General features: G+C 72.0%; 11 protein-coding genes. 6 read left to right on the top strand and 5 right to left on the bottom strand.

The window, feature by feature from the left end; all coding sequences use genetic code 11:
* The first annotated feature begins 89 nt into the window (after nucleotides 1–89).
* Together AB0I53_RS47570 and AB0I53_RS47575 are read left to right on the top strand one after the other, a co-directional pair.
* Nucleotides 90–1,067 carry an amidohydrolase family protein gene (locus tag AB0I53_RS47570; protein ID WP_358617290.1) on the top strand — a complete coding sequence of 326 codons (978 nt, stop codon included), beginning with the start codon at nucleotides 90–92 and terminating at the stop codon, nucleotides 1,065–1,067.
* Nucleotides 1,064–2,077 (top strand): SIS domain-containing protein, encoded by a 1,014-nt coding sequence (locus AB0I53_RS47575; protein WP_358617293.1) that lies wholly within the window; start codon nucleotides 1,064–1,066, stop codon nucleotides 2,075–2,077. The genes AB0I53_RS47570 and AB0I53_RS47575 overlap by 4 nt, the downstream gene beginning before the upstream one ends.
* A 95-nt stretch (nucleotides 2,078–2,172) precedes the next feature.
* On the opposite strand, the gene AB0I53_RS47580 is transcribed toward AB0I53_RS47575, so the two are convergent.
* Nucleotides 2,173–2,577 (bottom strand): cupin domain-containing protein, encoded by a 405-nt coding sequence (locus tag AB0I53_RS47580; protein WP_358617296.1) that lies wholly within the window; start codon nucleotides 2,575–2,577, stop codon nucleotides 2,173–2,175.
* A 126-nt stretch (nucleotides 2,578–2,703) separates the two neighbouring features.
* Entirely contained in the window at nucleotides 2,704–3,036 is a 333-nt protein-coding gene (locus AB0I53_RS47585; RefSeq protein WP_358617298.1) for a carboxymuconolactone decarboxylase family protein, read from the bottom strand.
* A gap of 269 nt (nucleotides 3,037–3,305) precedes the next feature.
* Here AB0I53_RS47585 and AB0I53_RS47590 point away from each other — a divergent pair, with 269 nt between their 5' ends.
* Nucleotides 3,306–4,205 (top strand): helix-turn-helix transcriptional regulator, encoded by a 900-nt coding sequence (locus AB0I53_RS47590; RefSeq protein ID WP_358617301.1) that lies wholly within the window; start codon nucleotides 3,306–3,308, stop codon nucleotides 4,203–4,205.
* Nucleotides 4,206–4,240: 35 nt separating this feature from the next.
* Here AB0I53_RS47590 and AB0I53_RS47595 read toward each other — a convergent pair whose 3' ends face one another.
* From AB0I53_RS47595 to AB0I53_RS47605, 3 genes are all read right to left on the bottom strand, one after another.
* Complete coding sequence (locus tag AB0I53_RS47595) at nucleotides 4,241–5,482, bottom strand: glycosyltransferase (RefSeq protein WP_358617303.1); 1,242 nt, start codon at nucleotides 5,480–5,482, stop codon at nucleotides 4,241–4,243.
* Nucleotides 5,483–5,615: 133 nt separating this feature from the next.
* Nucleotides 5,616–6,839: an erythromycin esterase family protein gene (locus AB0I53_RS47600; RefSeq protein WP_358617313.1), complete on the bottom strand. Its 1,224-nt coding sequence runs from the start codon at nucleotides 6,837–6,839 to the stop codon at nucleotides 5,616–5,618.
* Nucleotides 6,839–7,318 (bottom strand): DUF1772 domain-containing protein, encoded by a 480-nt coding sequence (locus tag AB0I53_RS47605; protein WP_358617305.1) that lies wholly within the window; start codon nucleotides 7,316–7,318, stop codon nucleotides 6,839–6,841. Before AB0I53_RS47605 ends, AB0I53_RS47600 begins: the two co-directional genes overlap by 1 nt.
* Before the next feature lie 296 nt (nucleotides 7,319–7,614).
* Between AB0I53_RS47605 and AB0I53_RS47610 the strand changes: the two genes are divergently transcribed.
* From AB0I53_RS47610 to AB0I53_RS47620, 3 genes are all read left to right on the top strand, one after another.
* Nucleotides 7,615–7,998, top strand: coding sequence for a hypothetical protein (locus AB0I53_RS47610; protein WP_358617307.1), 384 nt, complete (start codon nucleotides 7,615–7,617; stop codon nucleotides 7,996–7,998).
* Between the two features lie 76 nt (nucleotides 7,999–8,074).
* Nucleotides 8,075–11,200 (top strand): BTAD domain-containing putative transcriptional regulator, encoded by a 3,126-nt coding sequence (locus tag AB0I53_RS47615; protein ID WP_358617309.1) that lies wholly within the window; start codon nucleotides 8,075–8,077, stop codon nucleotides 11,198–11,200.
* Between the two features lie 1,114 nt (nucleotides 11,201–12,314).
* Nucleotides 12,315–13,019: a hypothetical protein gene (locus AB0I53_RS47620; protein ID WP_358617311.1), complete on the top strand. Its 705-nt coding sequence runs from the start codon at nucleotides 12,315–12,317 to the stop codon at nucleotides 13,017–13,019.
* Nucleotides 13,020–13,140: the final 121 nt, after the last annotated feature.

Below are 13,140 nucleotides of genomic sequence, written 5' to 3' on the forward strand. Positions count from 1 at the left end.
GGGGCGACCACTCCGGGCCGTCACCCCGGCTTCCGCCTAGTACTTACCACAAACGCCATCCAGGCGCCTGCACGAAAGAGGGTGCACTAGTGACCGCGCACGGCTTTCCGATCGTCGACTTCCACCTGCACTTCCGGATCGAGCAGGACGCGGCGACCAGGGATCTCTCCGGCGGCCAGTTCGGCTGCTCCGACCACGACGAGGCAGCCCAGCAGCGGCGCGCCGAGCAGGTGGCGGAGCAGTCCCGGCGCTGGCGGCGGGCCTGGGACTTCCCCGATCCGCAGCCGGATCCCGAGCGGACGTGGCAGGCGGAGGCCGACATGTGGCTGGCCGAGCTCGACCGCCACGAGATCGCCCACGCGGCGTTCGTCACCGGCTGCGGCGACGAGCGGGTGGCCGAGCTCGTCGCCCGGGCACCGGAGCGGTTCTCCGGGATGGCGAACCTGCGCGACCTCACCGCCCCGGACGCCGCCGAGCGCCTGGCGCGGGCGATCGACGAGTTCGGCCTGCGCGGGCTGAAGCTGTTCGCCCCGCTGCTGCCGCACCGCATCGACGACCCGGCCGCCGACCCGGTGTGGCGGGTGGCAGCCGATCGCGGCATTCCCGTCCTGATCCACTTCGGACACTGCGGCTCCAGCGGAGGAGTGGCGCACAACGCGCACATCGAGCCCGCGTGGCTGGAGCCGGTCGCCAAGCGGTTCCCGGGAATCCCGTTCGTGATCCCGCACTTCGGCGTGCAGCACGTGCAGCAGGTCCTGTTCCTGTGCTGGTCCTGCCCGAACGTGCTGGTGGACACGTCGGGGTCGAACCAGTGGGTGCGCTGGATGCCCTACAAGCTGACGCTCGAAGACCTGTTCCGGCGCTGCTACGAAACGATCGGCCCGGAGCGCATCGTCTTCGGCAGCGACTCCTCCTGGTTCCCGCGCGGCTACTGCTACCGGTATCTGGCCGACCAGCTGCGGGTGTGCCACGAGATGGGCATGCCGGAGGTGGATCTGCGCGCGATCTTCGGCGGCAACGCCGCACGCCTGCTGGGGATTCCCGGCCTCGGGAAGGGAACGAAATGACGACGGGTACCTGGATGGCCGCGGAGATCGCTGAGCAACCGCGGGTGCTGGCCGATCTGGCCCGGCGCGCCGGGGAGTTCCGGGCGGTGGCGGAGCGGCTCGCCAGCAGCCGCCCGCGGTTCGTGCTGTTCGCCGCGCGCGGCTCCAGCGACAACGCGGCGCTGTACGGCAAGTACCTGGTGGAGGTGCTGCTCGGGCTGCCCGCCGGACTGGTGTCGCCGTCGACCACCACGCTGTACCGGGCCGAGCCGGACCTCACCGACGTCGCGCTGATCGCGGTCAGCCAGAGCGGCGGCTCCCCGGACCTCGTGGAGGTGACCGAGCAGGCGGCCAAGCGCGGGGCGTTCACGGTGGCGGTGACGAACACGCCGGACTCGCCGCTCGGCGCGGCGGCGCAGCACACCCTGGACATCGGGGCCGGTGCGGAGCGGGCGGTCGCGGCGACCAAGACGTACTCCGCGACGCTGCTCGCGCTGCACCTGCTGTTCTCCGGGGTCCGCGGCGGGGCGGCCGTCGACCGCATCGGCGAGCTCGCACAGTCCTGTTTGGACGAGAACGCGGACCGGATCGGCGCGGTGGCGCAGCGGTTGCGATTCGCCGACCAGGTCGTCACCACGGCGCGCGGGTACTCGCTGGCCACCGCGCACGAGGCGGCGTTGAAGCTCGCGGAAACCAGCTACCTGGTGACCCGCGCCTACAGCGGCGCGGACCTGCTGCACGGGCCGATCGCCGCGGTAGGCCAGGAAACGGCGGTGCTGGCGGTGACCGGAACCGGCCCGGGCGGCGCGGCGATGGCAGAACCACTGGCCCGCCTTGAGGAGCAGGGCGCGGAAGTCCTGCGCGTCGGCCCGGGCGGCGACGCCCAGCTGCGAATCCCGGACCTACCGGAGGAGCTGTCGCCGGTCCTGGAGGCACTGCCGCTCCAGCGCCTCGCCTGGGCGCTCGCCACCGCGCGCGGCTACGACCCGGACCGCCCGGCGGGCCTCCGCAAGGTCACCGAAACCCGCTGACCACCGCCAGGTTCAGTCCAGGTCGTTGTACTCCTGAAGTGGTTCTCCCCGGACTCGGCCCGTGATCTGGTGCCCGCCCGCGCCGGTAGCTCGGGTCACAGTTCGTGGGCGGTGGCGTACTGCTCGTCGGTGACGGGTTCGAGCCAGGTGGTGCCGTCGCCGTCGTCGGTTCCCTCGACCATCGCGATGTGGCTCATGCAAGTGCTGTTGGTGCCGCCGTGCCAGTGCTCCTCGCCGGGCGAGGTCCACACGGTGTCGCCGGCACGCATGCGGATGACCTTGCCGTCGCGGTTCACGACGAAGCCGACGCCCTCGGTGACGTGCAGGGTCTGGCCGACGGCGTGGGAGTGCCAGTTGGTGCGTGCGCCGGGGGTGAACCGGACCAGCGCCGCGACCAGCCGCGACGGCGGCTCGGCCTTCTTGAACGGGGTGACGTAGACGTCGCCGGTGAACGCGGCGGCCGGGGCCTTCACGGTGTCGTTGACCGGGGTGAGTTCCACGGGATCTCTCCTTCTGGGTGCGTGTCGTGCCGGATTGTCAGCGGTTCGATGTGGACCCGCCATCGGTGCGCTCGGGGCGAGCAGCGATCTCCTCGGCGCCGGGTGGTTCTTCGGCCGGGTGGCGGCTCAGGCCGCGAAGGCGTTCTTGGCGACGGCCATGGCCGCCATCGCGCGAGGCCAGCCCGCGTAGAAGGCCAGGTGGGTCAGCGCCTCGATCAGCTCGGCCTCGGTGTTGCCGTTCTCCTTGGCCCGGCCGAGGTGGAAGACGAGTTGGTCGGTGTTGCCCGCGGTGGCCAGGGCGGCGACCGTGACCAGGCTGCGTTCCTTCGGGGTGAGCTCGGTGCGCTGCCAGACCTCGCCGAAGAGCACGTCGTCGGTGAAGTGCACGAGCGCGGGCGCGAAGTCGCCGAACATCTTCTCCGCGGCGGACGGTTCCTGAGGCGCGTTCTGGTCGGTCATGCGTGGTGTCCTCTCTGGACCGTTGTCCTGGATGACTTCGCGACTCCGGTGAGGGCGGCGGCCAGCAGCAGGCTCGTTCGCCTGCCGGCCGCAACGCCTGGAGACCCGGCCAGCGGGGCGCAGCGTGGCGGCGTCGATCGCTGGTCGCGTTGTTCCGGAGGTGGTCACACCACGAGAAAACCCCGGTCCGCACACGCGCGGGAGGTCGCATCTTTCCAGGTCATGACAGAACCCCCCTCGTCGCCGAGGGGCGTCGTACCGTGGTTGGCGTGAGCGCCAAGAGCACCGAGGCCCGCGACTTCCTGGTCACCCGCCGGGCCAAGATCACTCCCGACCAGGCCGGGCTGAGCCACTACGGCGGCAACCGCCGGGTTCCCGGCCTGCGCCGCGAGGAGGTCGCGATGCTCGCCGGTGTCTCCGTCGACTACTACACCCGGCTGGAGAAGGGCAATCTCGCCGGCGTCTCCGACAGCGTCCTGGACGCCGTGGCCGGCGCTCTCCAGCTCGACGAGGCCGAACGCGTCTACCTGTTCGACCTCGCCCGCGCCGCGAACGCCGCCGGCCGCCCGCACACCAGCCCGGTTCAGCGTCGGCGCCCGGCGCAGCGGGTGCGCCCGGTCGTGCAGCAGATCGTCGACAGCATGACGACCACCGTCGCGTTCGTCCGCAACGGCCGCCTGGACATCCTCGGCGCCAACATGCTCGGGCGGGCGCTGTACTCCCCGGTCTTCGACAGCCCCACCCGCACCAGCGAGGTCACGCCGCCCAACATCGCCCGCTTCGGCTTCCTCGACCCCGCCGCCCGCGACTTCTTCCCCTACTACGACGAGTCCTGCCGCACCTCGGTCGCCATTCTGCGCACCGAAGCCGGCCACAACCCGCACGACCGCGGCCTCACCGGCCTCATCGGCGAACTGTGCACCCGCAGCGAGGACTTCCGCACCCGGTGGGCCGCTCACGACGTCCGCCTGCACCGCACCGGTACCAAGTACTTCCACCACCCCGTCGTCGGCGACCTGACCCTCAACTTCGAAGCCATGCAGTTCACCGCCGACGCCGGCCTCACCCTCAGCGCCTACACCGCCGAACCCGGCTCACCTTCGGCGGAGGCGCTCCAATTGCTCGCCAGCTGGGCGGCAACCGACGCGAACACACCAGCGGACCGCTGAGGACGACCTGGACGCCGTAGCCGATCCCGCGTGGTTCACGCGGATGCTGACGGCTCTTCTCGGCTGAGCGCGTCGAGCAGCAGCGTCGCGGCCACCCTCGCCCCGTCGGTGCGGATCGTGCCGGCCACGGTGGTCGCTCGTGCGCGGACCTCGGGAGCCAGGGCCGTCTTGAGCGCGGCTGACAGGGACTCGGTGGTCGGAGTCGGACCGTCGTGCGCCGCGCCGATGCCCAGGTCGGCCACCCGGCCGGCCCAGTACGGCTGGTCCGCGCCCTGGGGCACCACCACCTGAGGAGCGCCGGCCCGGGCGGCCGTCGTCGTCGTGCCCGCGCCGCCGTGATGCACGACGGCGGCCACCCGGCCGAACAGTGCCTGGTGGTTGACCTCGCCGACCGCGAAGCAGTCGTCCCGGTCGTCGATCAGGGCCAGGTCCGCCCAGCCGCGGGAGACCAGCGCGCGGCGGCCCTGCGCGCGGATCGCCTCGATGCCCGCCCGGGCGGCGTCCGTCGAGGCGCCCATGGACGCGCTGCCGAAGCCCACGTACACCGGTGGTGCGCCGGCGTCCAGGAACGCCACCAACTCGGCCGGGAGCGGGCGTTCGTCGGGCAGGAACCACGCGCCGGTCTGCACGACGTCGAGGTCCGCCGGCTCCTGCCACGGGTCCAGGGCCGGGTCCGTCGCCAGCCACGGCCGGTCGCCGATGACGTAGTCGCGGACGTTGTCCACCGGGGCCAGGCCGATCGACGCCCGGTTGGCGTTGAGCGCCTCACCGAACAGCGCGTTGATGCTCTGCGCGTCCAGGTCCCACAGCACCCGGTTGTCGGTCACCTCCGGTGGGAACGGCCGGCCCGGATACGCCATCGGCGGGTGGTGCGGCGACGGCAGCGTGAGCTGCTGGAAGGTCGCGTACACGTAGCGGATGCCCAGTTTCTCGGCCACCGACCGTGCGCCGGCCGCAGCCGGCATCAAGCCGGTCGCCACCAGCGCGTCGCATCCCTCGGCCGCAGCGGCGACCGCGTCGAACTGCACGGCGATCAAGTCGGCCGCGCGCCGGGGCAGGTCCGATGGTGACCGCGGCGCCGCCCAGGTCACCATCGCGCGCACCGACCGGCCGGCCGGCACCATCGGCACGCCGACACCGGCCAGCCGCTCCGCGAACTCCTCGTCCGGCGGCGCGCACACCCGCACCTCCGCGCCGAGCTCCCGCAACCGCACGGCGAGTCCCACCAGCGGTTCGACGCCCCCGCGCGAGTCGTACCCCGTCAACAACACACGCATTTAGCGACTCCCATTTCCGCAGGTGCTGGCTTCGGTCGGCGATTCTGCAGCACGACCGGGGTCTTGCCGCAAGCCCCCCGATGCGCTATACGTTGAGAGTGGGACGGAGCGGGTACTTTCCTCCTCCCGTCCACTATGGATGGAATCTCCAAGTGGTCGTGGTCGGCACGCAGGCGATTGCGTTGAAGGCTTTGAAGATCGGGGCTTCCATGAAGCCGCCCTCCGTTCGGATTCTTCGGTAGGCGTCGGCTCCTTCGATCTCGGGGCGGAGTTCCGCGATCGTCAGCGGCGCGTCGCCGGTGAAGGCCGTTTCGATGCAGCCCGGTTCCAGCAGCGGCAGCGGAACTTCCCGCGTTTCCACGCCGTCCGGGTGGTCGAGGTTCAGCCTGCCCTGCACGGCTCGGCCGCCGATGCTCGTCGCGGCGATCGCCACGTAGTCGTCGCCCAGTGCTTCGGCCAGGTGGTAGCCGGCCGGGAACAACCCGAAGGCACCTTCGTGCGCGATCGGGGTTCGCCGGAGGTGCGTGTTGTGCAGGGCGAAGACGATCCGGGGTTCCTCGCCCAGCAGGTGCAGGGCCGTCTCGGCCGCGTAGCGGTCGAGTTCGGCCGTGCCGACCGCGAGGCCCGCGCCGCTGAGATCGCGCTGGAAGTGGTCCAGGTGCCAGGCGCTGCGCAGGTGCCGCATCGCCGCGGCGTGCTCGCCGCCGCGGCCCTCGGAGCGGTGGTGGGCGGCCATGCACTCCATGCGCGCCAGCAACCGGCTCAGCGCCGCCGTCGCGGCGCTCCGGTCCGCGGCGTCGAGTTCCGCGTAGCGCTGGAACGTCAGCAGGGAGTCGCCGTCGAACCGCTCCGCCACCTCGGTGGCCTGCGTCAGCAGCGGCAACGCGTCCGGGTCGGCTCGGCGCAGGAACCGTTCCACCTCGGTGAGCGCTGGCAGCAGGGAGCCGGTGGAGACCGGCAGGGCGCCGACGAAGCGCAGCGGCCGCTCGGCGTGCTCGTTGTGCCGGCGCATCCAGGTCAGGTGGGCGTGCATCTCCGGGCAGTCGCCCAGGCCGAGCGCGGTGCCCGCGCCGCTGACCTCCGCGACGTCGCCCGGCCCGCCCCGCACCCAGTCGTCGATGACGTGCGCCTCGGTGAACGGGGCCTCGAAGACGTAGGCGGTGAATCCGCAGCGCTCGGCGAGGAAGCGCAACAGCCGGTGTCGCAGGCGGTAGAACTCCGAGGCGTGGTGCGTGCTTTCGCCGATCCCCACGACGCGGGCGTCGCCGATCACGTCCCGCAGCGGCTCCAGATCGTCCAGCGGCGCATCCGGGTCCAGCGAGGCCCGCACCGCGCGGTCGCGGACCCAGCCCCGCATCACCGGCGCGCTCCGGTCAGACCCGCGGCGATGATCACCAGGACGAACGCGGTCAGCGCCGTGGCCACCCGGATGTCGTTGAACGTGCCCCAGACGGCGAGCCGGTCCAGGTAGTCGGGGGCGAGTTGACCGGCGGCCCAGCGCTTCATCTCCTGGTTGATCGGCACGTTGCCGAACCTGGTCACCAGGAACGAGGCCACCGCGAAGGCGGTGGCGGCGATCGCCGGCGTGCGCGCCCGGCCGCGGACGCTGAAGGCGAGCCAGCCGGAGGTCGCGACCGCAGCCGCCATCAGGATCTGCATGACGACGCCGTTGACCTTCATCAACTCGACGCGGAACGCGAGGTGCACATCCAGCGGCACGGCCGAGAACGTCGGCGTCACGTTGGCCCAGCCGTAGAAGAACGCCCCGGAGAGCACTCCGGTCGCCAGCAGCGCGGAGCCCGCGGCGAGCCGCGCGATGTTCGATTTCGCAGGCATGGAGCGAGGTTGCGGTGCGGTGCTCGCAAACCGCACACAGCCCGCTCGCAGCAGGCGGGTTGTCCGCTTCCTCCCGATCCGTGATCGAGACGCGGATATCCGGACGCGCCAGATGGTGCGGGGTTGCTTTTTCCGCTGGATTTGTGGGGAATTTCCCGGCCGCGCCGTTCTGCCGGTGCCGTTGATCTGCCGCGCGTAGCGTGACCCGAGTCCGTTGAAATTCTTCGCCCAGCCCGGTTCGCCGCGCTGTTTCCGGCAGACCGGGCAAGGGGAATCGTTGTGTAGGTGGTAGCTCCATGAAGCGCTTCGCCCTGTCGATGATCGGCACCGCCGCGTTGGCCCTGACCCTCGTCGGCGTTCCCGCGCAGGCCAGTCCCGCCGATTCGGTTCAGGAGGCGGCCGCCTCCTGCGGGTTAGCGGGCCACTCGAAGAGCCTCGGCGAAACCGGTTTCGGCCTGCGCGCCAGCGCCACGACCAACAGCTCCGGCTGCAAGGTCACCGGGAAGCTGGAGCGCAAGAGCGGTTCGGGCTGGACCCACGTGAAGACGCAGACCAAGACCGCCGACGGCTCGAAGAACGCCCTCTTCAACTTCGGTTGCGGCAATCGCGCCGAATACCGGCTGATTGTCACCACCGGCGGTGACAACGCCACCATCGGGTCCACCGGAAAGGTCTGCTGAGCGGAATTCGCGCGGAGCGGCGGAATTCGCCGCTCCGCGATTCCTCCGCGGCCGGCACCCCTGGCAGGGTGGGCGCATGCGGATAGGAGTCCTCGGACCGCTGGAGATCAGCTCCGGCGGCGAGAACGTCGTCGTGGGCGGCGTTCGACTGCGCACGCTGCTCAGCCGGCTCGCGCTGGACTCCGGGCGCACCGTCTCGGTCGAGGCGCTGACCGAGGCCCTGTGGCCAGGCGCAGACGGGCCCGCCGACCGCGTGCACGCGCTGCACTCGCTGGTGTCGAGGCTGCGGCGGCTCCTGCCGGACGCCGTGCTGCGCGAGTCCAACGGATACCGGTTGAACGCGGAATCGGTGGACTGCCGGCAATTCGAGGAACTCGCCCGCGACGGCCGCCGGGCGCTGCACGACGGGCATGTTGAGCTGGCGGGCCGGTTGCTGTGCGAGGCGCTGGCGTTGTGGCGCGGAGTCGCGTTCGAGGACGTCCCGGACGCTCCGTTCGCCGTGGCGGCGCGAGCGTGGTTGGCCGAGCTGCGGCTCGCCGCGATCGAGGACCGGGCACAGGTCGATCTGCAGACCGGGTGCGAATCCCCGCAGCTGGTAACCGAATTGCAGGCCCTGACCGCGGCGCATCCCGACCGCGAGCGCGCCCGCGCGCTGCTGCTGCGTGCGCTCCAGTCGACCGGACGAACGGCCGAGGCGCTGAGCAGCTACGAGGAATTCCGCGCGGCGCTGGCGGAAAGGCTCGGCGCCGACCCGTCGCTGGAGCTGCGCGAGGCGCATCTGGCCGTGCTCCGCGAGGAAACGACCACCCGGCCGCGCGGCAGCAAGCTGCGCGCCGAGCTGACGAGCTTCGTCGGGCGCGATGCCGAACTTGCCCTGGTCAACCGGAGGTTGGCGGAGCACCGGCTGGTCACGCTGACTGGTCCGGGAGGTGTGGGCAAGACGCGGCTGGCGACGACCGCGGCCGCCGGCCTGGCCGGTGAGCAGGCGGTTTGGTTCGCGGAACTCGCATCGGTGTCCGACCCGGCGGACGTTCCGCAGGCGGTGCTCGGCACGCTCGGGCCCAGGGGCGCGCCGCACGGGCGGGACGCGCTGGATCGGCTGGCCGACGCCCTGTCACCGGCTCCGGCCGTGCTGGTGCTGGACAACTGCGAGCACCAGCTCGACGCGGTCGCTTCCCTCGCGGACGGATTGCTCGGCAGCTGCCCGGGCCTGCGGTTGCTCGCCACCAGCCGGGAACCGCTGGGCCTGCTCGGCGAGGCGCTGGTGCCGGTGCCGCCGCTGGGCCTCGCGCCGTCGGGCTCGGATGTCGCCGGCGTGCTGGCCAGCCCCGCGGTGCGGCTGTTCGTGGACCGGGCGAGGGCGGCGAACCCGGATTTCGCGGTGACCGCCGGGAATGCGGGCGTGGTCGCCGAGATCTGCCGGCGGCTGGACGGCCTGCCGCTGGCCATCGAACTCGCGAGTGCCCGGATCCGGTCGCTGCCCGCGGATCGCGTCCTCGCGCTGCTCGACGACCGGTTCCGGCTGCTCACCGAGGGAAACCGGGCCGCGCTGCCCCGGCACCGCACGTTGCGCGCGGTGGTCGACTGGAGCTGGGGCCTGCTCGACGAAGCGGAACGATCGGTCGCCGAGTCGCTGGCGGTCTTCGGCGGTTCGATGACCGTGGAAGCCGCCGAACGCGTCTGCACCGGCGGACGGCCCGCGGCGGTGCTCCTGTCGGCGCTGGCGGACAAGTCGCTGCTGGTCGTCGAATCTGTCCACGATGGACAGTCGATCCGGTACCGGATGCCGGACACGATCCGCGAGTACGGCCTGGAGAGACTGGCCGACGCCGACCGGGTCCGAGCCGCCCATGCGCGGTACTTCCGCGAAATCGCCGAGCAAGCCGCACCGCACCTGCGCGGACCGGAACAACTGCGATGGGCGCCCCGGCTCGCCGCGAACCGGGACAACTTCCGCGCCGCGCTGCACTTCGCCTGCGGTGCCGGCGACGCCGACACGGCGATCCGGCTCGCGACGGCGCTCGCCTACTACCTGACGCTGCACGGCGATCACGCCGAGGCGGCCCGGCTCCTGCGGATGGCGCTGGAGCTCCCCGCCGGCTCCACCACGGCGAACCGCGTGCCGGCGACGGCCGCCTACCTGCTGAACGCGGTGCTCTCCGGCGAGGTCGCCACCGACGTGATCGACAGATGCCGCGAAACCGCCGGCAGCGAGCACCCTTCCGGAGCCGTGATCGAGCCGCTCATCGCGCTGCTCTCCGGGGATTTCGACGCTGCCTCGGCGGCGATCGACCGGCGGCAGCCGCACCCGGCGCCGCTCGCGCGGGCGATGCTGTCGTTCGTGCGGTCGCTGGTGGACGGCAACCGCGGTGCCCTGCGGCAGACCTGCGACGATCTCGCCGCGGCCGCCGAGCAGTTCCGGGCGCTGGGCGAGCGGTGGGGGATGGTCACCTCGCTGACCTACCTCGGGATCGTGCGGACGATGCTCGGCGATCCCGATGCCGCGATCGCGGCCCTGCGGCGCTCGATGGCCCCGGCCCGCGAGCTCGGCAACGACCACCACCAGCGGGTGTGGCTGGCGACCGCGCACGCGCATGCCGGAGACGCCGAACGCGCGGCCGCCGAACTGCGCGGCGTGGTCGAGTCCGAACCGGCTGCCCAGCACCTCGCCCTCGCCCGGCTGAAGCTCGGCGACCTGGCGCGTGGTGGCGGCGACCTGCGGGCCGCGGAAGAGGAGTACGACCTGGCGCGGTGGGCGGCCGGGCCGCGGCGCGACGTCGACCCGGTCTTCCGATCGCTGCACGGAGTGGCTCAGGCGCGGCTAGCTCTGGCTCGTGGTGCTTGCGAGGCGGCCCGCCGCGATCTGCGATCGGCGCTCACCGCGGCATCGGCGACGTCGGACATGGTGCTGGTGGCGGCGGTCGGCAGCGCGATCGCCGAACTGCCCGCCCGAAGCGGGGAATTCGCCGCGGCAGCAGAACTCCTCGGTGCGGCCGGAGCGCTGCGGGGCGCGCCGGACGCGCTGAACCCGGACATCGCGCGGCTGACCGGCGACGTGCGCGCCGCGCTGGGCGAATCGGCCGCCTCCGAAGCAGCGGCCCGCGGAAACCGCCTGTGCCGCCCCGAGATCCTCCGACTCTTCGAACACCACCTTGCGGAACCCGAAGTGCTGGGCGACATCTCTGCAGGTCAGAACCCGTGAGTACGTTGTGCTGCTATAGAGCCTGTTTCCAAACTCGTCCTGCGTAGCGGTGCGGGTGGCGGAACCTCAGAGGTCTTCTCGGCTGTGGGATCCCCGACTTATGTATGACCAATACGCGGCATCGGGGCTGTCCTCGCTGGGAGAACCCCGGAGGGGTGGGCACCGTGAACCCGCGGCGGTGCCGGTTGCGAGGGTGGGCTAAGCGGCTGCGCCGCTTCAAAGACAAAACGCCCGCGTTACCACATCCGCACGTCACCACATCCAAAACAGCCTCTATAGCTGCACAAAACACGCACGGGTCCTGACCAGCGGAAACATTGGGCGCAGGGGCTGCCTGGGCTGAGCATGCGCATCGGCCTGGCCGCGGAGCCGCGGTCGGCGCGCGGTTCTGCCTGGTGAGGGCCGTTGCCCGTGGTGCTGTGGTGCGTCTCATCGGCCGCGCGCGGCGAGGGGGGTTTCGCCTCGGGGCGATCACCCGGGACAATGCGCGGCCATGGCCTATGAGCGCGCAGATCCCCGAGCCGGTGATCCAGGGCGGCCGGGACCCGGACAGCCCCCAGAGCGGCCTGGGCCGCCGCCCGGCGCACCGCAGGGCGGACCGCCGCCAGGGCGCCCTCCGCAGGCTCCGCCGGGGCAGATGCCGCCGGGCCAGCCGCCGCAAGGCCAAGTCCCGCCGGGGCAACCCGGGCCGCCTCGCCAGGGGCCGGGCCAGCCGATGCCACCTCAGCAGGGTCCGCCGCCTGGGCAGCCGGGGCCGCCGCCTCAGCCCGGCTCGTCGCCGCAGCCAGGCCAGCCGGGACCGCCGGGTCAGCCGGGAGGTCAGCCGCCGGGAGGCCCACCGTCGGGAGGTCAGCCGGGTCCACCTGGCCCGCCGCCGCCCGGTCAGCCTGGTGGCATGCAAGGCCCGCCAGGTGGTCATCCCGGCCCACCGCCGGCGCAACAAGGCCCGCCGCCTGGCCAGCCGGGCCCACCGCCGGCGCAACAAGGCCCGCCGCCTGGCCAGCCGGGCCCACCGCCGGGGCAACAAGGCCCGCCGCTGGGAGGCCAGCCGGGGCCGCAGGCAGGCACGCCGGGGCAGCAAGGCCCGGTGCACGGCGGTCAGTCGGGTCCGCAGATGCCGCCGCCCGGCGGCCCGCTGGGCGCCGCGCCGGCCGGGACGGTGCCGATGGGCCAGTCGACGCCGGTCGGGCAGCACCCGGTTCAGCAGCCGCCCGCCAATCAGTACCCGGCGACGCGCATCCAGCAGCGCATGGAGCCCGCGGAACCCGAGCCGTTCCGGGACCAGGGCACGCTCCGCGACCCGGAGCCGTACCAGGACCGCTACCGGGATGCGCCGTACGACGACCGCTACCGGGATGACCCGTACGACGACCGCTATCGCGATCCCGAGCCGTACCGGGACCACTACCGCGACGATGCGTACGACGACCGGTACCGGGAGCCGGAGCGGGATCGCCACCGGGAGTCCCGCGCGGACCGCCACCGGGATCGCGACCGCGACCGCGACTACGACGACCGCCGCGATCGCGGGCCCCGTTTCAACGGGCCCAGCGCGGACACGATCGGCCGCCTGATCCAGGTGTTCACCGCGCTGATCTCGCTGGTCTTCGTGCTGCACATCATCTTCGTGGTCACCGGCGCCAACCAGGAAAACGACTTCGTCGCGTTCACCTACGGGACCGCGAAGTTCTTCGTGCTCGGCCTCGGCGACGTGTTCACCCCGGGCGACGCGACGATCGGCGTGATCCTGAACTACGGCCTCGCGGCGCTGATCTACCTGTTCGCGGGCCGGATCATCGCCCGCGCCCTGAAGCGCTGACGCGGGCAGCAGCGTTTCCGCTGGTCACGGGGCCGTGAGTCTTTTGGGCTGCTATAGAGGCTGTTTTGGAAGGGGTTGTGTGTGGTTGTGATATGTGGCTGATGATCACGTGTGAGGGCGT

The organism is Saccharopolyspora sp. NPDC050389, assembly GCF_040655595.1.
Classification (GTDB): Bacteria; Actinomycetota; Actinomycetes; order Mycobacteriales; family Pseudonocardiaceae; genus Saccharopolyspora.

What these genes read in the sequence shown, in the direction of transcription:
- AB0I53_RS47595 (WP_358617303.1), bottom strand. Translation starts at nt 5,482, where the DNA reads ATGCGTGTGTTGTTGACGGGGTACGACTCGCGCGGGGGCGTCGAACCG.
- AB0I53_RS47605 (WP_358617305.1), bottom strand. Translation starts at nt 7,318, where the DNA reads ATGCCTGCGAAATCGAACATCGCGCGGCTCGCCGCGGGCTCCGCGCTG.
- AB0I53_RS47610 (WP_358617307.1), top strand. Translation starts at nt 7,615, where the DNA reads ATGAAGCGCTTCGCCCTGTCGATGATCGGCACCGCCGCGTTGGCCCTG.
- AB0I53_RS47615 (WP_358617309.1), top strand. Translation starts at nt 8,075, where the DNA reads ATGCGGATAGGAGTCCTCGGACCGCTGGAGATCAGCTCCGGCGGCGAG.
- AB0I53_RS47575 (WP_358617293.1), top strand. Translation starts at nt 1,064, where the DNA reads ATGACGACGGGTACCTGGATGGCCGCGGAGATCGCTGAGCAACCGCGG.
- AB0I53_RS47600 (WP_358617313.1), bottom strand. Translation starts at nt 6,839, where the DNA reads ATGCGGGGCTGGGTCCGCGACCGCGCGGTGCGGGCCTCGCTGGACCCG.
- AB0I53_RS47585 (WP_358617298.1), bottom strand. Translation starts at nt 3,036, where the DNA reads ATGACCGACCAGAACGCGCCTCAGGAACCGTCCGCCGCGGAGAAGATG.
- AB0I53_RS47620 (WP_358617311.1), top strand. Translation starts at nt 12,315, where the DNA reads ATGCCGCCGCCCGGCGGCCCGCTGGGCGCCGCGCCGGCCGGGACGGTG.